This window comes from Citricoccus nitrophenolicus (assembly GCF_047305825.1).
Classification (GTDB): domain Bacteria; phylum Actinomycetota; class Actinomycetes; order Actinomycetales; family Micrococcaceae; genus Citricoccus; species Citricoccus nitrophenolicus.
Window position 1 is genome coordinate 2,484,212 of the sequence record NZ_CP063070.1, and the last position, 23,884, is coordinate 2,508,095.

14 protein-coding genes and 1 tRNA gene are annotated in these 23,884 nt (G+C 70.0%); 8 read left to right on the forward strand and 7 right to left on the reverse strand.

Going from position 1 to position 23,884, the window contains the following annotated elements; genetic code table 11:
* Positions 1-148 precede the first annotated feature (148 nt).
* Entirely contained in the window at positions 149-1,333 is a 1,185-nt protein-coding gene (locus tag IMT31_RS11400) for a globin domain-containing protein (RefSeq protein ID WP_345355804.1), read from the reverse strand.
* 170 nt (positions 1,334-1,503) lie between these two features.
* On the reverse strand, positions 1,504-1,956 hold the full coding sequence (locus tag IMT31_RS11405) for an Rrf2 family transcriptional regulator (protein ID WP_345355801.1): 453 nt from the start codon (positions 1,954-1,956) through the stop codon (positions 1,504-1,506).
* 145 nt (positions 1,957-2,101) lie between these two features.
* Between IMT31_RS11405 and IMT31_RS11410 the strand changes: the two genes are divergently transcribed.
* On the forward strand, positions 2,102-4,288 hold the full coding sequence (locus tag IMT31_RS11410; RefSeq protein ID WP_413542855.1) for a RecQ family ATP-dependent DNA helicase: 2,187 nt from the start codon (positions 2,102-2,104) through the stop codon (positions 4,286-4,288).
* 54 nt (positions 4,289-4,342) lie between these two features.
* The gene (locus IMT31_RS11415; RefSeq protein ID WP_413542856.1) at positions 4,343-5,671 is read left to right on the forward strand and encodes a hemolysin family protein; all 1,329 of its coding nucleotides are present in this window, start codon (positions 4,343-4,345) and stop codon (positions 5,669-5,671) included.
* Between the two features lie 7 nt (positions 5,672-5,678).
* Here the strand turns inward: IMT31_RS11415 and manB are convergent, their stop codons facing one another.
* Complete coding sequence (gene manB / locus IMT31_RS11420) at positions 5,679-7,199, reverse strand: phosphomannomutase/phosphoglucomutase (RefSeq protein ID WP_413542857.1); 1,521 nt, start codon at positions 7,197-7,199, stop codon at positions 5,679-5,681.
* A gap of 71 nt (positions 7,200-7,270) precedes the next feature.
* On the opposite strand from manB, the gene IMT31_RS11425 reads away from it, so the two are divergent.
* The 4 genes from IMT31_RS11425 (at position 7,271) to IMT31_RS11440 (ending at position 12,728) form a co-directional block, all read left to right on the forward strand.
* A complete protein-coding gene (locus IMT31_RS11425) occupies positions 7,271-8,482 on the forward strand; it encodes an MFS transporter (RefSeq protein ID WP_413542858.1) in 1,212 nt (403 codons plus the stop codon).
* Between the two features lie 284 nt (positions 8,483-8,766).
* A complete protein-coding gene (locus tag IMT31_RS11430; RefSeq protein WP_413542859.1) occupies positions 8,767-9,921 on the forward strand; it encodes a DUF1611 domain-containing protein in 1,155 nt (384 codons plus the stop codon).
* 23 nt (positions 9,922-9,944) lie between these two features.
* A complete protein-coding gene (locus tag IMT31_RS11435; RefSeq protein WP_413542860.1) occupies positions 9,945-11,864 on the forward strand; it encodes an ABC transporter transmembrane domain-containing protein in 1,920 nt (639 codons plus the stop codon).
* Between the two features lie 24 nt (positions 11,865-11,888).
* A complete protein-coding gene (locus IMT31_RS11440; RefSeq protein ID WP_413542861.1) occupies positions 11,889-12,728 on the forward strand; it encodes a hypothetical protein in 840 nt (279 codons plus the stop codon).
* Positions 12,729-12,921: 193 nt separating this feature from the next.
* Here the strand turns inward: IMT31_RS11440 and IMT31_RS11445 are convergent.
* Positions 12,922-13,010: transfer RNA gene (locus IMT31_RS11445), tRNA-Ser, on the reverse strand.
* A 56-nt stretch (positions 13,011-13,066) separates the two neighbouring features.
* Positions 13,067-15,421 (reverse strand): prolyl oligopeptidase family serine peptidase, encoded by a 2,355-nt coding sequence (locus IMT31_RS11450; protein ID WP_413542862.1) that lies wholly within the window; start codon positions 15,419-15,421, stop codon positions 13,067-13,069.
* An 80-nt stretch (positions 15,422-15,501) separates the two neighbouring features.
* Here IMT31_RS11450 and IMT31_RS11455 point away from each other — a divergent pair, with 80 nt between their 5' ends.
* Positions 15,502-17,487, forward strand: a complete 1,986-nt coding sequence (locus IMT31_RS11455; RefSeq protein WP_413542863.1) for an FAD/NAD(P)-binding protein — start codon at positions 15,502-15,504, stop codon at positions 17,485-17,487.
* A gap of 127 nt (positions 17,488-17,614) precedes the next feature.
* Here the strand turns inward: IMT31_RS11455 and IMT31_RS11460 are convergent, their stop codons facing one another.
* Positions 17,615-20,338 (reverse strand): ExeM/NucH family extracellular endonuclease, encoded by a 2,724-nt coding sequence (locus IMT31_RS11460; RefSeq protein ID WP_413542864.1) that lies wholly within the window; start codon positions 20,336-20,338, stop codon positions 17,615-17,617.
* A 116-nt stretch (positions 20,339-20,454) separates the two neighbouring features.
* Positions 20,455-23,142, reverse strand: coding sequence for an S-layer homology domain-containing protein (locus IMT31_RS11465; RefSeq protein ID WP_413542865.1), 2,688 nt, complete (start codon positions 23,140-23,142; stop codon positions 20,455-20,457).
* Between the two features lie 365 nt (positions 23,143-23,507).
* Here IMT31_RS11465 and IMT31_RS11470 point away from each other — a divergent pair, with 365 nt between their 5' ends.
* Positions 23,508-23,858: a MerR family transcriptional regulator gene (locus tag IMT31_RS11470; RefSeq protein WP_345355765.1), complete on the forward strand. Its 351-nt coding sequence runs from the start codon at positions 23,508-23,510 to the stop codon at positions 23,856-23,858.
* Positions 23,859-23,884: the final 26 nt, after the last annotated feature.

The window sequence follows — 23,884 nt, forward strand, 5'->3', positions numbered from 1 at the left end:
CCGCCGCCCGGTACCCCGCTGGTACCGGGCGGCGGCGTTTAACGGCTCGGGGCCGGCGTCGGGAAGGGGGATTCCCGACGCCGGCCCCGGGGCTCGGCGAGATGGTGCGGCTGGGGTGCGCGGCGGCGGAGGTGGCCGCCGCCGCGGCTCAGGCGGCCAGCCAGAGGTCCGGGCCGAAGACCTCGTAGTGGATGTCCGTGGCGGGGATGCCGGCGGCGATCGCCTGGGAGCGGACGGCCTTCATGAAGGGAAGCGGCCCGCAGAGGTAGAGCTTGGCGTTGGCGGGCAGCTCGATGTGACCGAGGTCCATGAAGCCCTGGCGCGCTGACAGCTCCTCGGCGGCGCCGGCGGTGTCCTCCAGCCAGAGGGCCAGGTCCGCGTTCGGCAGGGCGGCGAGCGACTCGCGCATCTGCTCCTTCAGGGCCCAGTCCTGCTCGGTGCGCTCGGCGTGCAGCACGAGGACCTGACGTTCCGAGGCCTCCTGGGCCAGGGTCTGCAGCGCCGAGGCGCTCGGGGTGCAGCCGATGCCAGCGGTGGCCAGGACGATCGGGCCACCGGCGCTGTCCAGGGTGATGTCACCATAGGGGTTGGACAGCTCGATCACGTCGCCCACGGTGATGTGCGCGTGCAGGTGGGGGGACACCTCGCCGCCCTCATCCAGCTTGGTGGTGAACACGCGCGAGGTGGTGGAGGTCGCGTCCTCGGACAGCGAGTACTGGCGGCACTGGCGCAGCCCGTCCTGCAGCTTCACGCGCACGGAGACGAACTGGCCCGGGCGGCCCGCGGTGGCGGGGGTGTCATCGGCGGGTTCGAAGCGGAAGGTGATGCTGCCGCGGCCGGCGGCCTCCTTGGCCACCAGGCGCCAGGGGGTCCAGATCTGGTCATTGGCCTGCTGGGCGTACAGGCCCTTCTCGATCTTGATCAGGGCGTCCGCCATGAGCCAGTAGACCTCGGTCCAGGCGGCGGCCACCTCGGCGGTGACGGCGTCGCCCAGGATCTCCACGATCGCCGCGAAGAGGTGCTCGTAGACGATCTGGTACTGCTCCTCGACGATGCCCAGGGAGGTGTGCTTGTGGGCGATCCGGGACAGGACCTGCTCCGGGAGGGTGTCCGGGTGATCGAGCAGGTGCTGGGCGAATCGGACGATCGCGCCGGCCAGGGCCTTCTGCTGGGTGGCGTTGTTCTGGTTGGCACGGCTGAAGAGTCCGTCGATCAGCTCTGGACGTGCCTCGAACATGCGCGCGTAGAACCTCGGGGTGATCTGTTCGTCCATGTGTGCGGCGACCACGGGAAGCGTGGCCTCGATGACGGGGCGGGCGGTGTCCGAGAGCATGGAGTGACTCCTTCGTCTACTATACTTGCATTGGGTATGCAAGATTCATGATCTAAGTTCTACACGTTGTAGAACTCGAGGGCAAATCGACGGTTCCCGGGCAGGTCAGGGGAGGTTCGGAGCGTCTCGGAGCGTCTCGGAGCGCGCTGCCGCGTGAGCGGGCGGGGCCGTCAGCGGGCGGGGAGGGAGGGCATCGGCAGCCGGACCACCGCGTCGGAGCCGGTGAGGTCTGCCACCGTGGTGCCGTCCAGCTCCGCGTAGAACGCCTCGCGGGCCCGGGCCAGGGAGTGGCGCAGCCGGCAGCCCTCCAGCAGGGGACAGGCATGACCGTTCGGGGAGTCCTGTCCGGTGCAGTCCACGATGTCGGTCTGCGTGTCGAGGTCGCGCAGCAGCGCCCCGATCGACAGGGCCAGTCCGGCCTCCGTGATCCGCGCGCCGCCGTTCCGGCCCCGGGTCACGTCCAGTGCTCCGCGGCGTTTCAGCTCCAGGATGGCCTTGCTCACGTGGTTGTACGGGGTGCCGACCGCGTCGGCGATGTCCCGGCCCGTCATCTGACGGTCGGGTCGGGCACCCAGGATCATGAGGGTGCGCAGGCAGACGTCGCCGAACGCATTGAGTTTCACGGTGCCATTATCCCAGACGGCCGCTCCAGCACTGGCACCGGCGGCGGGCGGTCGGGTCCTCCACAGGGCCCGACGACGGCCGCCGGCTCCACCGTGCGGCCCGCCGGACGCGTGGGGTGTCCGGGGCGGCTGGAATACTGGCGTCATGATGCAGAACGAGACGGACACAGCCTCCAGCGGCGGGCGGGCCGCGTTGCGGGCAGAGGCCAGGGAGGTCCTGAGTCGGCTCGTGGGCCATGAGGACGCGGACTTCCACCCGGGCCAGTTCGAGGCGATCGAGGCCCTGGTGGCGGACCGGCGCCGGGCCCTGGTGGTCCAGCGCACCGGCTGGGGCAAGTCCGCGGTGTACTTCGTGGCGTCCCTGCTGCTGCGCGCCCGCGGTGCGGGCCCCACGCTCATTGTCTCCCCGCTGCTGGCCCTGATGCGGGACCAGGTGACGGCGGCGGCCCGTGCCGGGGTGCGCGCCGAGGCCATTAACTCGGCCAATCCCACCGACTGGGATCGGATCCGGGAACGCCTGGCGGAGGACTCGGTGGACGTGCTGCTGGTCTCCCCGGAACGGCTCAACAACCCGCAGTTCCGGGACGTTCAGCTGCCGGACCTGATCCGGCGTACGGGTCTGCTGGTGGTGGATGAGGCTCACTGCATCTCGGACTGGGGGCACGACTTCCGCCCCGACTACCGGCGCATCCGGGACCTGATCGCCCAACTGCCGCGGACTGGGAATCACTCCGTCCCCGTCCTGGCCACCACCGCCACGGCCAATGAGCGAGTGGTCCAGGACGTGGCTGAACAGCTCGGTGTGGACGGCGCAGGGGACGTCTTCGTCCTGCGCGGGCCCCTGGCCCGGTCATCTCTGCGGCTAGGGGTGTTGCGCATGCCCAGTCCGGCCAGCCGGCTCGCCTGGCTGCTGACCCACCTGGGGGACCTGCCGGGCTCCGGGATCGTCTACACCCTGACGGTCTCGGCGGCCGAGGACACGGCGCGGGCGCTACGGGACGCCGGCCACGAGGTGGCGTCCTACACCGGGAGGACGGACCCGGAACAGCGGGCCGAGCTGGAGCAGGCCCTGAAGGAGAACCGGGTCAAGGCCCTGATCGCCACCTCTGCACTCGGGATGGGGTTCGACAAGCCGGACCTGGGCTTCGTGGTCCATTTCGGCGCCCCCAGCTCCCCGGTGGCCTACTACCAGCAGGTCGGCCGCGCGGGGCGTGCCACGGACCACGCCGATGTGTTGCTGCTGCCCGGCCCCGAGGATCGGGACATCTGGCGCTACTTCGCCACCACATCCATGCCGGACGAACACCGGGCCCGCGCCGTGCTGGGTGAACTGGAGGCCGCGGGCAAGCCGCTCTCCGTCCCAGCCCTCGAGACCCGGGTGGACCTGAAGCGGACCCCCCTGGAGCTGCTCCTGAAGGTCCTGGCCGTGGACGGAGCCGTGGAGCGCACCCAGGGCGGGTGGCAGCGCACCGGTGAGGCGTGGTCCTATGACGGGGAGCGCTACGGACGTGTGGCCCAGGCCCGCGTTGACGAGGAGAAGCTCATGCTGGACTACGAGAACACGTCCGGCTGCCGGATGGAGTTCCTGTCCCGGGTGCTGGATGATCCGGAGGCAGCCCCCTGCGGGCGGTGTGACAACTGCGCGGGACCCTGGTTCCCGACCACCATCGACGACTCGGCGAAAGGCAACGCCTCGAAGGCCCTGGGTCGGGTCGGTGTGGAGATTGAGCCGCGGCGCAGCTGGCCCAGTGGCATGGACCGGCTGGGGGTGCCGCTCAAGGGGCGGATTCCGGAGGAGTCCCAGACGCTGGAGGGCCGTGCCGTGGCGCGGCTGACCGACCTCGGATGGGGAGGGCATCTGCGAGCACTCTTCGCCGCCACCGAGTCCGCTCCGGAGGATGCCCCCATTGACCAGGACCTGTTGCAGGGGGCCGTCCAGGTCCTGGCGTCCTGGGACTGGGCGGAGCGGCCCGTGGCCGTGGTGTCCGTACCGTCCCGGACCCGCCCGCAGCTGGTGCGGTCATTCGCCGAGGGCATCGCCCGGATCGGGCAATTGCCGTATCTGGGGTCACTGGACCTGGTGGGCGGCGGTCCACGCGGAGAATCCGGTGGCAACAGCGCCTTCCGTCTGGCCGCCGTCTGGCAGATGTTCACCGTGCCGGAGGAACTGGCCGGCCATCTGGCCGCCGCCCGGGAGGCCGGCCAACACGGTCCGGTGCTGCTGCTGGACGATCGGGCGGAGAGCCGGTGGACCCTGACAGAGGCAGGCCGGGTGCTGCGAGGGGCCGGAGCCAGCGAGGTCCTGCCCTTCGTGCTGGCCCTCAACGGCTGATCGGACGGACCGGCCGGCACCGATGGGCGGCGTCCGGGCCGGTAGCGTGGTGTCATGGATCTAGACACCCTGGTGAACGTCGCCCTGGTCATGCTCTTCGTGCTCATCGGCGGCGTCTTCGCCGGCACGGAGATGGCCATTGTCAACCTGCGGCAGTCGCAAGTCCAGGCGATCGAGGACGGCGGGGAGCGGGGTGCCAAGACCGCGGCGCTGGTCCGGAACCCGAACCTCTTCCTCTCTGCCGTCCAGATCGGCGTCACCGTGGCCGGATTCTTCTCCTCGGCGTACGGTGCCTCCACCATCGCCCCGGACCTCGTCCCCGTCATCGTGGGATGGGGGATCGGCGAACAGGCCGCCGGGACGGTGGCGCTGGTGGGCATGACCCTGGTGATCGCCTACCTGTCCCTGGTCTTCGGCGAGCTGGTGCCCAAGCGGCTGGCCATGCAGAACGCCGTGGGATTCACCACGGTCCTCGCGCCGCCGCTGGGGGCCTTCGCGGTGTTGATGAGGCCGGCCATCTGGTTGCTCTCGGTCTCCACGAACGGCGTGGTCCGCCTCCTCGGCGGGGATCCGAAGGCCCACCACGAGGCGGTCTCGGCCGAGGAAATCCGGTCCATGGTCACCACCTCGGAAGACCTGGAGGACACCGACCGGCACGTGCTGCAGTCCGTCTTCGAGGCCGCGGAGCGGACCGTGGTGGAGGTCATGAGGCCCCGCCCGGAGGTGAACTTCCTCGACGGTGAGACCACCGTGGGAGAGGCCTTGCGTGAGCTGGCGTCCCTGCCGAACTCCCGCTATCCCGTGACGGGTGAGGACACGGATGATGTCCTGGGATTCATCCACATCCGTGACCTGCTGCGCGTCGAGGACCATTCCGCCACTCTGGCCGGCATGGCCCGGGAGATCACGGTGCTGCCCGGCACCCTGGACGTGCTGCAGGCCGTGAGCCGCATGCGGTCCAGCGGCAGCCAGATCGCCCTGGTGATCGACGAGTACGGCGGGACGGACGGCATCGTCACCCTCGAGGACCTGCTGGAGGAACTCGTCGGAGATATCTATGACGAGTTCGATGACGGCCTGGCGCCGGAGGACTCCGCCCTTCGGCGAGGGCAGGACGCCGAGGTCGACGGCAGACTGATCCTGCAGGAGCTCACCCAGCAGACCGGCGTGGAGCTCCCGGATGACGGCTCCTACGAGACGGTCGGTGGCTTCATCATGGCCCGTCTGGGCCGCGTACCCGAGGTGGGGGACCGGGTCGAGACCGAGGGCGCCACTCTGGAGGTCCTGCGCATGGCCGGACACCGGGTGAACCGGGTCCGGGTCACCCGGGCCCCGGATGAGGAGGCTGCCCCGGAGGGCGGTGCCACCCCGGACACCGAGTGACGCCGCCTCAGGCGTCCCGGCGGACGAGGCCCAGGACGGTGTCGCGGACGGTGGCCATGGTCCCGGGGTGGTGGGCCTCGCCGTTGTAGCGGAGGAAGGGCTCGGTGTTGGAGGGGCGGAGGTTGAACCACCAGGTGCCGTCCACGGCCGTCACGGTGGTGCCGTCCATGCTGTCCACGGTCACCTCCACGCCGGCCAGTCCCTGGTCCTGCAGGCAGGGCTCACACGTGGTGGCGGTCCCGCCGTCGGGGCGGCCGGACTCGAGCCACCCGGGGGCGAAGACCTCCAAGACGCGGTCCACGGCACCTGCCTTGTCCATCACCTCGGAGTTGATCTCCCCGGAGGCGAAGTAGGGGTCGTACTCGGCGGCCAACTCGGACAAGGGCCCGTCCTGGGTGCCGAGGGCGGCCAGGACGTGCATGGCGGCAAGCATGCCGGTGTCGGCGTTGAAGAAGTCCCGGAAGTAGTAGTGGGCGGAGTGTTCTCCGCCGAACACGGCGCCTTCGGCGGCCATGACGGCCTTGATGAAGGAATGGCCCACCCGGGTCTTCACGGGCCGGCCGCCGGCGGTGGCCACCAGCTCGGGCACCGCCCGGGAGGTGATGAGGTTGTGGATGACCACCGGTTCGGGCTCAGGGGCCTGGATGACCCCGTTGACGGTGTCCCCGGCCTGGGCGCGGGCGATCTCGCGGCGGGCCACCAGACCGGTGACGGCCGAGGGGGAGACGGGCGCCCCGGTCTCGTCGATGACAAAGCAGCGGTCGGCATCGCCGTCGAAGGCCAGCCCGATGTCAGCGCCGTGTTCCACCACGGCGGCCTGGAGGTCCCGCAGGTTCTCCGGTTCCAGGGGGTTGGCCGGGTGGTTGGGGAAGGTGCCGTCCAGCTCGAAGTACAAGGGGACGATCTCCAGGGGCAGCCCGGCCAGCACGGTCTCGCCGAGCACAGCCGGGGTGGTCATGCCGGCCATCCCGTTGGCGGCGTCCACCACCACCTTCAGCGGGCGGATCCCGGACAGGTCCACCAAGGAGCGCAGGTACGCCGCGTAGCCGGCCAGCAGGTCCAGCTCGGTCACGGACCCCACCGTCTCCAGTGCGGGCACCGTGCCGGCGTCCAGGTACCCCTGCGCCACGTCCCGGATCTCATACAGGCCGGTGTCCGAGGAGACCGGGACGGCCCCGGCCTGGGCCATCTTCATGCCGTTGTAGGCGGCCGGGTTGTGGGAGGCGGTGAACACCACACCGGCGGCCTGCTGGACCCCGCAGGCGTAGTAGAGCAGGTCCGTGGAGACCAGGCCCAGCATCACCACGTCCGCACCCCGGGCCGTGGCGCCCTCCGCGAAGGCCCGGGCGAAGGCCGGGGAGGACGGGCGCATGTCCCCGCCCACCAGCACGCGGGACCCAGCGAGGCCCAACACGTCCACGAAGCCGGCGCCCACCGCCCGCACGGACTCCTCGGTGATGGACTCCCCGACGATGCCGCGCACGTCATAGGCCTTGAAGGACTGGCTGAGATCAACTGTAGTGGTCACGGTCCACCATCCTAGGTCAGCAGATCTTCACAGGAGGCGGGGCATACCGTCGCCACGGTTAGAGTCGGGGCGTGAGCAGAGGATCCGGGAGGGAATGGGCGGGCCACGTGCCCGGTACCCCCGGCTACCGCCGCCTGCTGCTGGGACTGTTCCTGGCCGGCGTCGCGACCTTCGCCCAGCTGTACTCTCCGCAGGGGCTGCTCCCGCTGATCAGCGGCGATCTCGGAATCCCCGCCGCGGACGCAGCGCTGATGGTCTCGCTGGCCACCCTGGGGCTGGCGCTCGGGGTGATCCCGTGGTCCTATGCCGGTGACCGTCTCGGGCGCAAGCGCGCCATGGGGTGGGCCATCGCGGCCGCCTGTGCCTTCTCCCTGGCGGCGGCGGTGGTACCGGGATTCGGCGCTGTGCTGGCCTTCCGCCTGCTCGAGGGGTTGGCATTGGGCGGGGTGCCGGCCCTCGCGCTCGCCTACCTCAATGAGGAGGTCAACGCGTCCTCCGCTGCCCTGGCGGCCGGCACCTATATCTCCGGCACCACGATCGGCGGCCTCAGCGGCCGTCTGTTGGCCGCGCCCGTGGGGGAGTTCCTCGGCTGGCGGGCCGGCATCCTGACCGTCACCGTGGCCGCCGTCGCCTGCGCGGTGGCCTTCCTGATGCTGGCCCCTTCGGCCCGCGGGTTCACCCCGCACCGGACCACCCTGCGCGGGGCGGTTCGTGCGCTGGGGGGCAACCTGCGCTCGGTGCCACTGCTGCTCACCTACGCCCAGGGGTTCCTGCTCATGGGCGGCTTCGTGGCGATGTACAACTTCCTCGGCTTCCACCTGGCCGAGGAGCCGTTCAACCTGCCGATCTCGGTGGTGTCCCTGGTGTTCGTGGCCTACCTGGCCGGCACCTGGACCTCGCCGCTGGCCGGCCGGCTGGCGGGGCGGTTCGGGCGGAAGCCGGTGCTGCTGGCCTCCACCGCCACCATGACCGCCGGAGTGTTGCTGACCCTGGTCCCGTCCCTCTGGGTGGTCCTGCCCGCCGTCTTCGTCTTCACGGGCGGCTTCTTCGCGGCCCATTCCGTGGCCTCCGGCTGGGCGGGGGCCGCCGCCGTGTCCGGCCGTGCCCAGTCCGCCTCGCTCTACAACTTCGGCTACTACGCGGGGTCAAGCCTGTTCGGCTGGCTCGGCGGCCTGTTCCTGGCCGGGGCCGGCTGGCCGGGGACCGTGCTCATGACGGCGGTCCTGTGCCTGCTGGCGCTGGGCCTCGCCTGGTTCATCAGGAGCCCGCGGGGCACGGCCTGAGGCACCCTGAGGCACCCTGAGGCACCGTGAGGCGCCGGGAGGCTCCGTGAGTCCCTGTGAGACACCGTGGCGCATCGTGAGGAACGTCACCACCTGGCTCATCGGACTCTCATGGGCTCAATCAATCCAGGTCAGAGCAACATTTCAGGGGCAAAGGCCGGTAGATGAGAACGCTCTCATTCGTGGCTCATGGACCACTCATGGGCGGTTGGTTCCATGGTTCCCGAGGCCGGCGGAACACCCCGAGCGGTCACCAGAGGACAGTGAACAGGGAGAGGCCCGCCATGACCATCGAGATCACGAACCGGACCAGCGCCATGACGATCATCGACACCGCCGACGCCACCTACCAGCGCGCCGAGCTGCCCACCCGCATCCAGGCGGCCTACACCACGCGGTTCGTGGATGCCGCTCTGGCAGCGGACCGCTCCGCCTTCCACCTGGCCACCGGTCCCACGGTCACGCCGAAGGCCGGGGACGTGGTGGTGGCCCGGGTGTCCGAGATCCTCAACCACAAGCGCGTCGAGACCCCGGAGTCCCGCAAGGCCATCCTCTTCCCGGGCCACATCATCATGCTGGCCTACGGTCACCGCTACGCGGCCGATCAGTTCCTGGCCCACGTCCCGGACACCCTGGAGCCCTGCCACCTCGTGGCCGCGGGCGGTGTGGCCGGCACGGTCACCGAGCAGCACGCCAACATGGACGAGCCCACCCGGATCGAGCCCCTCGGCCTGCTGGCGGACTCCTCCGGCATCGTGAACCTCTCCCGCTTCGCCCCCTATGCGCTGAACCCCGTGCCGGAGATCGGGGCCTCCGAGCAGGAGCTGGCCGCCGCCCTCCCGGGCCGGCCGACCGTCATCGCCGTGCTGGGCACCTCCATGAACTCCGGCAAGTCCACCGCCATGGCCACCCTGGTCAACGGCCTGACCAACGCCGGTCTGAAGGTCTCCGCCGGCAAGTCAACCGGCACCGGCGCCGGCAACGATCCGATGATCTATGTGGACGGCGGCGCTGCCAAGGTCCTGGACTTCACCGACTTCGGCTACCCCACCACCTTCCGGCTGGACTTCGAGCAGGTCCGGTCCCTGACCGTGAACCTCGTGGACGCCATGGCGGAGACGGACACTGACGTGGTGGTCGTGGAGATCGCGGATGGCGTCTACCAGGGCGAGACCGCCCGGCTGCTGCGTGATCCGCTCTTCCAGTCCGTGGTGGACCGGGTGGTCTTCGCCGCGGGGGACGCCCTGGGTGCCGTGGCCGGTGTCCGCGAGCTGCAGGAGGCCGGGCTGGACGTTGCCGCGGTCTCCGGCGTGCTGACCTCCTCGCCGCTGGCCACCGCCGAGGCCAACCAGGTCCTGGCCTGCGCCGGGGTACCGGTCATCGACACCTACGAGCTGACCGAGGCCACCGTCTCCTCCGCCCTGCTGCCCCAGTCCTGAAAGACTGTCCCGAGGACCCCATCATGGCCATCCATCCCACCCTGGAGGACATCCTGAATCCGGATCGCCCCACAGCACAGCGGTACGACGACGGCCGGGCTGGCTCTCAGCACCGGTTCCAGCTGTCGGCGGAAGGCTCAGAGCAGGCTGACGCCGTGGAGACCGAGGCCGTGGAGACCGAGGCCGTGGGGGCCGCGACGGACGTGGACGACGAGGGCACCGCCGAGGCCACGGGGAGCGACGAGAGGATGCCGACCGTCTGGGCGGGCCGACGCCGCTACCTGTTGGTGATCCTGTTCCTCCTGGGCATCTTCCAGGCCGTCATGGCCCTGGTCATGGCCTTCGCCGTGGATTCACTGCTGGGGATGCCCGCCCAGGTCAATTCGGCCCTGAACTCCGGAACCGCCCCGGATGGGTCCGCCCTGGACCCGGCGGCCGCAGCGGAGGCAGGCACCTACATCCCGTGGCTGCAACTGTCCGTCCTGGCGCTCGCCGTGCTCTCCATCTTCGGGGCCCGGTGGGGTGAGCGCGTGGTCGGCGAGGACCTTGGGCAGGACTATGTCTACGAGCTGCGCCGCAAGCTGATCGGCACCACCCTGGCCGGTCCGGGCAACGCCTCCCTCGGCGTGACGATCACCCGTGCGTCCAATGACCTGACGGCGGTGCGCAATTGGGTCTCCCAGGGGATCGTCCCGCTGATGACCTCGCTGCCCCTGATCATCGTGGTACTCGGCGTGCTGGTGATCTCCAATTGGCAGGTGGGCCTGGCGGTGGGGATCCCGATCGTGCTGCTGGGCCTGACGGTGCCCCCCATGGCCAAGGCGACCTTCGTGCGCGCGAGGTACCTGCGCCGCCGTCGTGGCCGGATGTCCGCCCGCATCGCGGACACCGTCCGCGCCGGGGAGTCCATCCAGGCGGCCGGCGGGATCAACCGCGAGCTCAACGCCCTGGACCGGGACTCGGGCAAGGTGGTCAACGCCGCCGTGGCCCGAGCCCGCATCACCGGGCTCGTCCGCGCCTCCGCCATCACGGCGGCCTCGCTGGCCACCGCCGCCGTGGTGGTGCTCGGCACCCTCGGGCTGATCGACACCGCCGGTGTGGCCTCGGCCATGACGCTGGTGGGGGTCATGTCCACCCCGCTCGGGGACCTGGGCCGGGTGGTCGAGTACCGGCAGAACTACAAGGCGGCCCGCCGGATCCAGGCGCCGTTGCTGGCTCAGGCCGTGGTGCTGCAGCAGGCCGAGAAGGACCGCGAGTCGAACTGGAAGGACGTGGAGCGGGACCGGTCCCGCACCGGCCCCAACGGCCTGAGGGTCGGCCGGATGGTGGTGCAGGGCCAGCGCGTGCCCATGCTCCAGGCCGGCGCGGGGGACGTGATCCACATCCAGTCCCATGACCCGGGCCGCATCCAGCCCTTCCTGCTGAACCTGCTGGCGGGGCAGAACACCGCCGCCGTGCCCGGGGAGCCCGTCCCCGAGCTGGACATGGTGGTGGACGGCTATGACTACACCCGTGCCCCGGGCCGCCAGCGGCGCAAGCTGCTCGGCCACGCCTCGATCCGCGTACCGCTGGAGCGGGGCACCGTGGCCCGCGCGGTCGCGTACCGCCATCCGAAGGCCACGGACGAACAGACCCGCGAGGCGTTCGCCCGAGTGGGACTCGAGGGGGTGCTGCAGGGCCTCCCGAAGGGCAGCCAGACCCGGATCAAGAACGGCGGCCAGCCTATGACCGGGTCCCAGGTGGCCCGGCTCAAGCTGGGCCGGGCACTGCTGGGGAACCCCCCGTTGCTGGTCCTGGACGGGCTCGACTCGGACCTGGACGAGGAGGGGATCCGCCTGCTGCGGGGCGAGCTGCAGGACTATCCGGGCGTGGTGCTGTTCACCTCGCAGAACCCCTCACGGGTGGCTCCGGTTCACCGGGTCTGGAGCGTCGACGCACCCTGAGGGTCTCGCCCTAGACTGGAGATCATGGAATACCTCATTCCGCTGTTGATCGTGGTGCTCGTGGCCGTACTGGTCGGTGGCGCGGCTTTGCTGATCTCGCGCCGATCCTCGGCAGGCCGTGGCCAGGACGCGGCCGGTGCCTCCGGGCGTGCCGGGAAGCCACGCCGCGGTTCCCTGGCGGGCCGTGTCAGCGCGGACAGTGCGCGGGCCGCCTCGACCCGCCTGGACCAGGACACCCACCGCGAGGTCTACCGGCTGATCGCGGCCGGCCGCACGGCCGAGGCGATCACCGCCTACCGCCGCTCCACCGGCGCCGGCACCTTCGAGGCCCTCATGGACGTCCAGTCGCTCGCCACCTACCCGCAGATCTGGGCCAAGCCCTCCACCGGGACCACTGCGGGGCCGGGCGCCACCGAGCGGGCGACGCCGGCCGCCTCGCCTGACGCTGAGGGATCCGGTCCCACGGGGGACGGAGGGCGGCACCCTGCCGGGGACTCCGGGGACTCGGCGTCACCAGGGACCGGTGCCTCGGGTTCCGGCGCGCCGGGTTCTGACGTGCCCGGCAGTCCGGTCCCGCCGGGGGACATCGCGGATGCCACCGACCTCGTGGTGCCCGAGGACTGGCTGGGCGAGCGTCTGCCCGCCGACCGCCCCTTCGAACTCGAGGTGGTGCGGGACGAGACCACGGTTCGCGTCTCCTCGGACGACCTGCCGCCGTTCCTGCGCGATCAGCTGACCGCCCTGGTGCGGGACGGCCGCGTGGAGGACGCCGCCCTGGAACTCTCGGCCCACACGGTGCTCACCGCGGAGGAGGCCCTGCAGTTCCTGCACATCCTGCAGCGGGAGCAGGGCCAGGACGACTGACCCTCAACGCCGTGTCACAGTGATCCTGCCGAGCCATATTGATCCTGCCGAGCCATATTGATCCTGCCGAGTCACAGTGATCATCACTGTGACTCGGCAGGATCACTGTGGGGTCAGATGCCCGTCAGGCCGAGAAGCAGCACGGGAGACGGAAGAAGCCCGGGAACTCGAGGTTCCCGGGCTTCTCACACTGCGGAGACGGGGGGATTTGAACCCCCGGTCCAGCTTTCACCGGACCCTTCATTAGCAGTGAAGTCCATTCGGCCGCTCTGGCACGTCTCCACTGTCACCATCAGAGATGGTAACCCTGACATGCTAGCCGCCGCAGGCCCCTGAGTTCAAAGCGAGTCGCCAGGCAGGTGTCGGGCGGCGGACTCCCGTGCATCCCCGACCGCTTTCCACAGGAACTCCAGGGACCGGGCGTGCATGGCCGCTGCCTGCCGATTGTCCGAGGCCCCGGCGTGACCGCCGTCGAGGTCCTCGTGGAACCACACGTTCGGCACGCCCAGTTGCTGCATGCGCGCGGCCATCTTGCGGGCCTGAACCGGCCCCACACGGTCATCGGAGGTTGCCGTCCACACGAGGAGGTCGGGATACCCGGTACCCGGCCCGCCGCCGTCGCGCCCCTCCGTGGCACCGGCCACGGGACGGTCCGACAGCAGGTGATAGGGGGAGAAGGTGCGGATGTACTCCCACTCGGCCGGCACGTCCGGGTCGCCGTACTCGGCGATCCAGCTGTGCCCGGCGGACAGCACGGTGTACCGGCGCATGTCCAGCAGGGGGACCCCGCAGCTCAGGGCCCCGAACAGCTCCGGGTACAGGGTGGCCATGGCGCCCATCAACAGCCCGCCGTTGGAGCGCCCGGTGGCCGCCAGGTGCGCGCGGTCGGCCACACCCCGGCGGGCCAGGTCCTGGGCGATCGCCGCGAAGTCCTCGTACGCCCGGTGCCGGTTCTGCTTCAACGCGGCCCGGTGCCAGTCGGGGCCGTACTCGCCGCCGCCGCGGATGTTGGCGATGACGTGGATGCCCTGCCGGCCGGCAGCGTTGCGGCGCGTGAGCCAGCCGCGTCCGTACACCCCGGAATAGGCCGGCAGCTTCGAGGCGAGGAAGCCGCCGTACCCGTCCATCAGCACCGGGTTGGCGCCGTCCAGTTCGAGGTCCTCCGGGCCGATCTGGAAGTACGGGACCCGGGTGCCGTCACGCGAGACCGCGAAGTGCTGCCGAACGGACAGCCCGGTGGCGTCGAATCGCTCCGGCCCGGTCCGCACGGTGACCAGCTGGGGCACGACGCCGGCCGAGAGGCTCCCGGACTCGGCGTCACCGAGGTGCGCCGGAAGGGTGGCGCGCCACAGTGTCGGCGGGGTCAGGGCGCCCGTGGCGGTGATCCACAGGTCGTCGCCGCAGTCCGGGTCCTCGTCATCCACGGCGCCCACGCCGAGCGTCAGGAAGGGATCGGCGGGGTTGGGGTTCTGCAGCAGGATGCGCCGGGTGGCGTCCAGGGCGGCCGGGCGCACCGGTGTGGCCGGGCCCCCGGGTTCCGGTGCAGCGAGGGCGTCCTGTGGCAGCACGTAGAGGGCCGAGGCCACGTCCTGCAGGACGGTCAGCACCAGGTGGGAGGCGGTCCAGGTCCAGGCGGAGAGGGTGCTGCCGGAGGTGGGCAGGAAGGCGGGCCGGGGTTCTTCGGAGCCGTCCAGGAAGCCGTCCACGGTGCAGACCAGGAGCGAACCGGCCGGGTGCACCGCCCCCGGCAGCTCCCACTCGGACTTCAGGAAGACGGCCAGCCACTGCCGGTGCACGTCCACCTCGGCGTCCAGCGGCACGTCCAGGCGCCGCCAGCCGGGGCGCTCGCCACCGGACACTGAACCACCGGACGCTGAACCACCGGACGCTGAACCACCGGACGCTGATCCGTCCGCCTCACGCAGCCAGGTGGTGGACTGGTAGAAGTCGATCGCATCGATCGCCAGCGTGCGTTCCCAGCCGGGAGTGGAGTCGTGGCCGCCGAAGGCCGCCACGTGCCCCCGGTCCACCGCGAAGACGGTCTCGGCCTCCGCCAGGGCCTCGCCCCGCTGCAGGATGCGCTGGGTGCGGGCGTAGGAGGAACGGGTGGCGTCACCGGTCTCCGCCTCGGGATCCGTCACCGTGCCGACCAGGAGCCGGTCGCGACTGATCCAGGAGACCTGCGTCTTGGCCACCGGCAGCTCGAAGCCGGCAGGGGCGGGCACAAAGGACCGCGTGGCCAGGTCGAACTCACGCACGGCCACGGCGTCTCCGCCGTCGGGGGAGAGGCGCAGCAGGGCGCGGTCCCAGTCCGGGCGCAGCAACCGCGCGCCGGAGAACACCCACTCCGTGCCCTCCTGAGCGGCGAGGGCGTCCACGTCCAGCAGGACCTCCCACTCGGGTTCACCGGCCAGATAGGGCTCCCACCGGGTGCGGCGCCACAGCCCGCGCGGGTGCTCGCCGTCCCGCCAGAAGTTGTAGTACCAGTCCCCGCGCTTGCTCACCTGCGGGATGCGGTCCGGGGCATCCAGGATGCTGGTGAGGTCCTGTTGCAGGTCCGCGAACCGCTCCGAGCCGAGCAGGGACTCCGTGCGGGCGTTCTGACCGCGCACCCAGTCCAGGGGCCCCTCGCCGTGGATGTCCTCGAGCCAGAGGTGCTCGTCGGTGGTCTGGGTCTCAAGGCTCGGCTGCATCCTCCTATGCAATCACAGTGACCGTAGGCTGGGACCCAGACCGGCCCGCCGAAGGGACGTCACGTCGAGAGGACCCGTGGATGACCGAGCCAGCGCCCGAGGGACGATTCACCGTGGCCGTGGTGGGCGCCGGCCCGCGGGGGACCTCCTTTCTGGAGCGGCTCCTGGCCGTGCTCGAGGAGTCTGAATCCGCAGAGCCTGCGGAGTCCGTCAGAGAGCCCGGTCGGCCGGCGCCGCTGCTGGACCTCGTGGTGCTCGACCCCTGCCGTCCGGGCCCGGGCCACGTCTGGAGGACCGGCCAGTCCGAGCTGTTCCTCATGAACACCCCGTCCTTCTTCCCGACCGTCGCGGCGGCGGGCACCCCGGGGCTGCGTCCCTCCTCGGTGGCGCTGACCTTCGACCAGTGGCGGATGGCCCACCCGGACCGGGCCCGCGTCCTGGACCGCACGGACTATCCGCCGCGGGCGGTGTACGGCCGCTACCTGGCGGAGATGTACCGGGAGGTGACGGACGCACTGAGGGGGCGGGCCGCCGTCGGGAGCCTGGAATGGCGGCAGACCGAGGTGGTGCATCTGGAGGCGGCGCCCGGAGGACAGGCCACCCTGACGCTGGGTGACGGGGGAACGGTGGTGGCGGACGCCACGGTGCTCTGCGTGGGGCACCTGCCGGCTCGGCTGACGAGCGAGCAGCAGCGGCTGGAGGATGCGGCGGGCCGGCTGGACCTGGAGTACCGGGGCCCGAACATCCCCTGTGACCTGGACTGGGACGAGGTCCCCGCGGGCGAGGACGTGCTGGTGCGCGGGATGGGACTGAACTTCTTCGACGCGCTGGCGCAGCTCACGCTGGGCCGGGGCGGGACGTTCAGGCGTACGGGAGCGGGCCCCGGCCGTGCCCTGGACTACGAGCCCTCAGGTGCCGAACCCGTCCTGCACCCGGCCTCCCGCCGCGGCGTGTGCTACCTGCCCAAGGCGGAACTGGACGCCTTCGTCCCGCATGCGGTCTCCCTGAAGTACCTCGTGCCGGGGGCCGTGGAGGCACTGCACGCCGAACACGGCCCACTGGACTTCGCGGTGCACCTCTGGCCGCTGATCCACCGGGACGTGGTGCGCGCCTACTACCACTCAGTGGTGCGGATGTGCCCGGAGCTGCTGGGTGGGGCCGGCCCCGGCACGGAGTTCCTGGCCGGGCTGGTGGGCCTGCTGGAGCGTGCCGGCCGTGGTGAGCCCGTCACGAGCCATCAGGCCCAGACGCTGCTGCATCGGTACGCCCCGGGGATGCCGTTCCTGGACATCCGGGCCCTCTCCCGGCCCTTCGAGGGGAAGGTGTTCTCCGCTGGGGAGGAATACCAGCGCGAGGTGATCGGCTTCCTCGCGGGGATCTGTACCGAGGCCGCTGCGGGGGAGGACTCTCCTCTGATGGTGGCGATCGGGACCCTGCACGCCGCGCGGCTCCAGGTGAAGCAACTGGTGGCGGAGCAGTGGATCACGGACGCCTCCCGGCGCCGGGACGTGTCCGGATGGTTCGAATCCCTGGTGGAGGGCGCGGCCTCCGGGCCGCCGCTGGAGCGCGTGGAGCAACTGCTGGCCGTGGCCCGGGCGGGCCTGGTGCGGTTCGTGGGCCCGGACCCACAGTTCGAGTCCGACGCCGGCCGGTCCCGCTTCGCGGTGTCCTCACCCCAGGTGGGTGGGGCCGGGGAGCCCCAGGACGTGCACCGTGGGCGCTGGATGGTGGAGGCGATGATGCCGGCGAACCGCGTGTTGCAGACCACCTCGCCGCTAGTGGTCTCGATGCTCGCCTCGGGAGTGGCGGCGCCCCACACTGTGGAGGACGAGGAGGGTGAGCCCGTGCCGGGCCGCGGCTTCGACGTGACCGGCCGGCCCCACCGGTTGGTGGACGCCGCCGGTGCGTTGCAGGAGGGGGTCTTCGTGCTGGGCCTTCAACTGGCCTCGGTCCAGTGGGGTACCGCGATCGCGGCGGAGGCCGGTGGGGACCCGGACGGGAGGGCCCGCACGCTCGGGGACGCGGACGCCGCCGCCCGCGCAGTCTGGGCCCTCCGCACCCGGTGATCACCCACTGATCCCGCCGCCCCACCCGCATCATCTGTAGGTCAGAAGAAGCCCGTGTCCTCCGGGAATTCCGGAGAACACGGGCTTCTTCTGACCGCTGGTTCAGCGTGGAGCGGGGGTCAACTCACTACTTCCAGGGGTTGCCCTTGCCCTGACCGGGGTGGTTCTCACCGTGGACCGGGTGCTCACCCTTCTTCGGTCCCTTGCCGGAGTTGTTGCCCGGGCCCTTGTTCGGGTTGTCGTCCTCGCCGTTCCCGTTGCCCGGCTCCTCTGGGTCCGTGGGGTCCGTGGGGTCGGTCGGATCGGTCGGGTCGGTCGGTTCCTCGACGTCACCGAGCTGCACGCCCACGAGGATCGGGTTGTGGTCCGAGGAGCGCCACTGATCGGCGGTGTAGAGCTGCTCCGGGGTGTAGTTGTACCGGGAGTACTCCAGGGCCACGGACTCGTTGGCGTTGATCATCCAGATGTCGGTGCCGGTGACGGTCTCCTCTGCGCCGGACGAGGCGAAGATCCCGTCGAGGGAGCCCACGCCGGCGTCGAAGGCGTAGGAGTACTCGCCCTCGGACTTGGCGCCCTGGCTGATGTAGCCGGCCTCCTCGAGGACCACGATCGGGTCCTCCTTCTCGTAGGCGTTGAAGTCACCCATGAGGAACACGCGGTCCGTGCCCTCGGAGGTCTTCTGGTCCTCGGCGAAGTCCACGAGGGCCTCGGCCTGGGCCACGCGGTCCGCGTTGGAGTTGCCCTGCCCGTCACCGTTGTCCTGATTGCCCGCTCCGGAGCCGGAGCCCTTGGACTTGAAGTGGTTGGTGATGGCCACGAACTCGGTGCCCTCGATACCGCCGTCCTCGCCGAGGGCGCGGAAGGTCTGGGCCAGCGGCTCGCGGGCGTTGGAGAAGGCGTCGGAGTCGGTCAGGATGGTGGACTCACCCACGATCTCCACCACGCCCGGCTGGTAGATGAAGGCGTTGCGGATGACGTCCTCATCACCGGGGAGCTCCGCGGGGGACGCGGCGTAGGCCCACTTCTCGGCGCCGGCGGCCTCGTTCAGGGCCGTCACCAGGGCGGCGAGGGACTCGTCCCGGTCCTTGCCGAACTCGGCGCTGTTCTCGATCTCCTCGAGGGCCACCACGGAGGCGTCGAGGCCGTTGATGGCGGTGACGATCTTCTCCTGCTGGCGCAGGAAGTTCTCCTCGTTGTAGGCGCCGCGGGGATCGCAGTAGTTCGTGGCGATCGGATTGCCCTCGTGATCCTCGTAGGCATCGCAGTTCTCGAACTCATCACCCAGGGTGGTGAAGTAGTTCAACACGTTGAAGGAGGCCAGCTGCACGTTGCCGCCCACGTCTTCCGGGGTGGCCTCCGCCTCGCGGGTGTCCTCGAAGGTGGCGGGCTGGACCTCCTCGGCGTTTTCGTGGGTGAGGTGCTGGGTCGGCTGGAAGTTCCACGCGTCGTAGCGGTAGTCGAGGATGACCGGATCGGTGAAGGTCACGGCGGAGCCCACCCGCACCGGATCGTCGATGTTCAGGTACGGCAGCTTGTTCTGGTTGCCGGGGGAGCGCATGAAGTTGGTGGAGGCACCGTCATCAAGCACGATCAGCGCCTCGGCGTTCTGCTCCATCACGGCCTGCGCCTCCACGCCCGGGGCGGCCACGGAGGTGGGGTTGTCCAGCGGTGAGGTGCCCGGGGCCAGGCCCAGGGAGCCGTAGGAGTTCACGTCATAGTTGTCCGTGATCGTCCACTCCATCCCGGAGGGGTCGATCAGCATGCCCTCGTGGGCCTCCTTGGTCTCCTCGTCCGCGGGGAACTCCAGTGCGGTGGGCTTGAGGGCCTCGGCCGCCTCGTCGAGCTGCTCCACGCCGCCGGAGCGGACCGTCAGTTGGGTGCCGGAGTAGTACTCGGACACCTCGCCGGTGACCTGGACGTGATCGCCGAGGGCCACCTCGCCCACGGTGTCGGCCGAGTACACGAAGATGGCATCGGAGGCACCCGGGGTGGCGTCGTCGTCGCCGCCGGACCCTGCGGTCTGCAGGTAGTAGCCGTTGAAGCCGCCGGTCGAGTAGACCGCGGTGACCACGCCCTGGGTCATGACGTTCTCGCCGACCATCTCCGAGGCGGCCCCGGTGCCCTGGATCTCGGCGATCGGCGTCACCTCGGTGGGGACCTCGGGCTCGGGCTCGGGCTCACCGGTGCCGCCCTCGGCGGTCTCGCCCGCGGCGTTGGTGGGGGTGATCTCTTCACTCGCCGTGAAGTCGGCGGAGTTGTCATCCGTGTCCACGTAGTCCGTGCGGGACATGGACTTCGGGTCGTTGTTGGCGGACGGGCCGGTGGCGGCGGCGGTCTCGAAGGTGTTGGAGGTGCCGTAGCCCAGCAGATCCACAACGCCGGCCGCCTCGTCTTCTGCGGTCACGGAACCGACCGGGAGGGAGACCGTCTCGGCCTGATCGGCCAGGACGAGCGTCCCGTTGGTGCCGGAGAAGGAGACGCCCCCAGTGGCATCGGCGGTCGGCAGGGCCTCGCCGGTGTCGCCGTTGCTGCTGGCCTGGACCAGGTAGTAGCCGCCGGCCTTGATGGTGCCGGAGAGCTCGATGACCCCGGTCGGAGCGGCCTCACCGCTGGCGGAGCGGTACTGGATGGACCAGCCGTCCAGGGAGATGTCCGCATCGGTCGGGTTGTAGAGCTCCACGAACTTGTGGGTGAAGGCGGCGTTGGCGGAGCCGCCGTTGGTGTACGCCTCGTTGATGATGACGTTGTCATCCGTGGGGGCGGCCGTGGCGGCCTGAGAGGGGACCACGAGGGTGGCGGACAGCAGCGCCATCGAGGCGCCGACTGCCGTCAGGCGTGAAGCGATCTTCATGGTGACTTCTTTCGGTGGGAGTGACGGGGTGTGGCAGCAGAGAGTCCAGAAGGCGTGGTGGGACAACTGGAGGCCGAGGGGTGACCCTACGGCCTCCAGTTGTCCCGTGGAGGGTGTCAGCCCTCGTTGGCGATCATGGTCTCGTAGCGGTAGAGCAGGGTGGCGACCTCCGCACGGGTGATGTGGCGGTCGGACCGGTAGGAACCGTCCGAGTAGCCCACGGAGAGGCCCTCCGAGGCCAACCAGGTGATGGCCTGGTACGCGGCATCACCGGTGGGCACGTCGGAGAACTCGGTCTGCTCCGGGCCCAGGTGCTCGGGGTCGACGGCCCGGTAGAGGAAGGACGCGAACTCCCCACGGGTCACCTCACGGGCGGGCTTGAACTGCCCATCCACGTAGCCCTGGCTGATCTCGTTGGCCTGGGCCCAGGCGATCGGCGCGTAGTGGGTGTGCTCACCGGCGACATCCGGGAACGGCTCGCCCTCGGGGGCGAACTCCGGGTCCAGATACCGGTAGACGAACGCCAGGGACTCACCCCGGGAGATCTCCCGGTCCTTGCCGAAGGAACCATCGCTGTACCCGTTGGTCAGACCCTGCTCCTGCATCCACCGCACCGGAGCGAAGTGCCGCGACCCCGGAGCATTGTCCGTGAAGTTCTCGGGGGAGCCCTCATCGATCGTGAGTGCGGAACGGACCTCAGTGGTGGACTCGTACTGATCGTCGTAGGAGACGGTCATGACGAGTTCGCCGGCGCCGGTGGACTCGGGGGCCTGCAGGGTGGACAGGTCCGCGGACTCGCCGTCCGAAGCCACCTCGACGGTGCCGACCTCCACGGCCTCACCGTCGGCGGGCTGGAACGCCACGGCCACGGAGGTGGCCTCGCCGGCTCCGTCGGAGTCGATCTCCAGGTTGTCCAGGGTCAGGGACAGGTTCTCACCCGGGGCCACGGTACCCATGGCGTCCTTGACCTCCACGGCCTTCTTGGCGAAGTCCGGGCGGACGTGCCCGGCGGTGGCCGTCTCGGCCTGCACATACTCCCGGAAGGCCTGGTTGTCCATGATGCCCAGGTCCACCTGGTTCTCCTGGCCGGTGGCGAAGCCCTCGTAGCCGTCCGGGGCGGAGTTCTCGGTGCCCACCCAGGAGGTGTCGGCGAGGAAGGACAGGGTGCCGATGGTGTACATCTGCTCCATGTCCACGGGCTCACCGGAGATCCAGATGCCGGTGACCTTGTCGTCCTGCTCGCGGGACTCGTCGTAGGTCCAGGTCAGCTCCTCGGACCAGCCCAGGTGCAGGGCCTTGTTGCCGTCCTGCCAGTTCTCCTCGAGCACCTGCTTGATGGAGGAACCCGGGATGTCGAAGTAGGTCAGGGTGTTGCCGAAGGGGGCGAAGTCCATGATGTCGCCCAGGCTCACCTTGCCCACCAGGTCGGCTGGCTTGTCGGCGAAGGCCGGGGAGGCGACCGTCTGGTCGTACAGCAGCTCGGAGCGCAGGCCGCCCGAGTTGGTGACGCCGAGGTCCACCTCGGGGTTGGACAGGGAGATGCGGTCCTTGAGGGCGTTGGCCGCCCAGTTGCCGAGCGTGGTCTCCTGGCGGCGGGTGCCGCCGGCGCCCCAGGACCCGGTCTCTTCGATGCGGGTCTGGTAGTCGGTCGTGATGGAGGAGTCGATGTCTCCGATCACGGTGTTCTTCAGTTCCTCGAACTCGGCCACGGCGGCCTGCTCGAGGGCGTACACCTCGGCGGTGACCTCGGACTCGGCGGCGGCCTCCTCCGGGGCTTGGGTGGAGCGCTCGATCAGCTCACCGGTGTAGCCGAGAATCTCCTTGGTCTCCGAGTCGATCTCGAGTTCCACGGCGGCCAGCAGGTTGCCGGACTGGCCGGCCTGCATAACCGGGCGCTCCTTGCCGCCGGCCGTGGTCGTGTCGTAGTCGTACTCCTGGTGGGTGTGGCCGTTGAAGATCACGTCCACGGACTCGTCGGTGCCGTTGACGATGGAGTCGAAGACCGAGGAGTTCTCCACTTCGGTGGCCAGATCGCCGTTGCCGGGGGCGCCGTCATGGTAGGTCGCCATGATCACATCGGCGGTACCGGCGGCCTCGATCTCCTGGGCCACCCCGTTGACGGCCTCCACGAGGTCGATGACCTCGTTGCCTTCCAGACCGGCGCCCGTGGTGGTCGCGTAGAGGTTGTTCGGAACGGCGCCGATCACGGCCACGTTCACGCCGTCGACCTCGAAGATCTCGTGGTCGGTGAGGACCGGTTCCTTGGTCTCCGGGTCCACGAAGTTCGCGGCCAGGAAGTCGAAGTCGGCGATGTCCATGACGCGGCCGGTGAGATCGTCCAGGCCCTTGTCGAACTCATGGTTGCCGGCGGCCGAGACGTCCAGGCCGAGGGCGTTCATGATCTCGAGGGTCGGCTCGTCCTGCTGCGCGTTGGAGACGGACTGGGAGGCGCCGATCAGATCGCCGGCGGCGGTGAGCAGCGTGGAACCCTCGCCGTTCGCCCCTTCGAACGCGGTGCGGTAGCCCTCCACGGTATCCGCGAACTGGGTGCCGGAGTATCCGTCCGAGAGGGCGCCGTGGAAGTCGTTGAAGCTGAGCAGCGAGATCTTCTCGGTGCCCTCGGCTGCCGGTGCGGCGGCGGCCTCAGTGGCTTCCTCGGCAGACACGGAAGCGCCGGCCCCTGTGGAGGCCGGCGCGGGAGATTCGGTGGTGGTGGCGGATGCGGGCAGTGCTACTGCGGGGGCTGCGACGAGCCCCGCGGTCAGTACACCGGCCAGCAAGGACTTCCTTGACTGAAGCGGCATGATTTTCCCTCTGGTATTCCCCTGAACGGTACGGACCTGCCGGTGGTGGGGATGGCCGGCGGTGGTCTCGGCAATCCACGCGAGTGAGTGACAGCCTGATCATCGCAACACCACCCGGTTAAATCCCGGTGACGGTGCGAGGAACGGTACGGGGCAGAATCTGTGAAAACTAGGTTTCACGTTCTCCCGGCCCATCATGGGTGACGCGCCATGCAGCGCCGTTCACCCGAATCGCATGGTGGGGGAGAGGTGGCACTAGAATTGGACCTCTGCCCCGAAGCCCCAAACAAGGTCGCCGTCCGCGGCCAGTCGTGGTGGTGGGCGAGGGCCAGTTGGAAGGTGGAGCAGTGGTGCAGGGCCAGGATATGAACACGATGCAGATCGGTGAGGTGGCCGAGCGCACGGGGCTGTCGTTGCGCACCATCCGGCACTATGACCAGGTGGGCCTGGTCCCTCCCTCGGGGCGCAGCGAGGGAGGCTTCCGTCTCTACACGGAGGTGGATGTGGAGCGTCTCAACCACGTCCGGCGGATCATCCCGCTGGGGTTCAGCCTGGAGGAGACCGCCGAGATCCTCGTCATCCTGGAAACCGCGGGATCGGCCGAAGCCACCGAGGCATACCTGGAACGGGCCCGGGCTGGGCGGGAGAAGCTGGCTCGCAAGCTGCGCCAGGCCGATGAGCTCATCGCCGCGCTGCAGGACCGCCTCAGACAGTAAGCGTCACCACGTGCCAGGCGGTTGGG

Coding starts and splice junctions, on each gene's coding strand:
- IMT31_RS11400 (WP_345355804.1), bottom strand. CDS start 1,333: ATGCTCTCGGACACCGCCCGCCCCGTCATCGAGGCCACGCTTCCCGTG.
- IMT31_RS11410 (WP_413542855.1), top strand. CDS start 2,102: ATGATGCAGAACGAGACGGACACAGCCTCCAGCGGCGGGCGGGCCGCG.
- IMT31_RS11415 (WP_413542856.1), top strand. CDS start 4,343: ATGGATCTAGACACCCTGGTGAACGTCGCCCTGGTCATGCTCTTCGTG.
- IMT31_RS11430 (WP_413542859.1), top strand. CDS start 8,767: ATGACCATCGAGATCACGAACCGGACCAGCGCCATGACGATCATCGAC.
- IMT31_RS11435 (WP_413542860.1), top strand. CDS start 9,945: ATGGCCATCCATCCCACCCTGGAGGACATCCTGAATCCGGATCGCCCC.
- IMT31_RS11440 (WP_413542861.1), top strand. CDS start 11,889: ATGGAATACCTCATTCCGCTGTTGATCGTGGTGCTCGTGGCCGTACTG.
- IMT31_RS11450 (WP_413542862.1), bottom strand. CDS start 15,421: ATGCAGCCGAGCCTTGAGACCCAGACCACCGACGAGCACCTCTGGCTC.
- IMT31_RS11455 (WP_413542863.1), top strand. CDS start 15,502: ATGACCGAGCCAGCGCCCGAGGGACGATTCACCGTGGCCGTGGTGGGC.
- IMT31_RS11460 (WP_413542864.1), bottom strand. CDS start 20,338: ATGAAGATCGCTTCACGCCTGACGGCAGTCGGCGCCTCGATGGCGCTG.
- IMT31_RS11465 (WP_413542865.1), bottom strand. CDS start 23,142: ATGCCGCTTCAGTCAAGGAAGTCCTTGCTGGCCGGTGTACTGACCGCG.
- IMT31_RS11470 (WP_345355765.1), top strand. CDS start 23,508: ATGAACACGATGCAGATCGGTGAGGTGGCCGAGCGCACGGGGCTGTCG.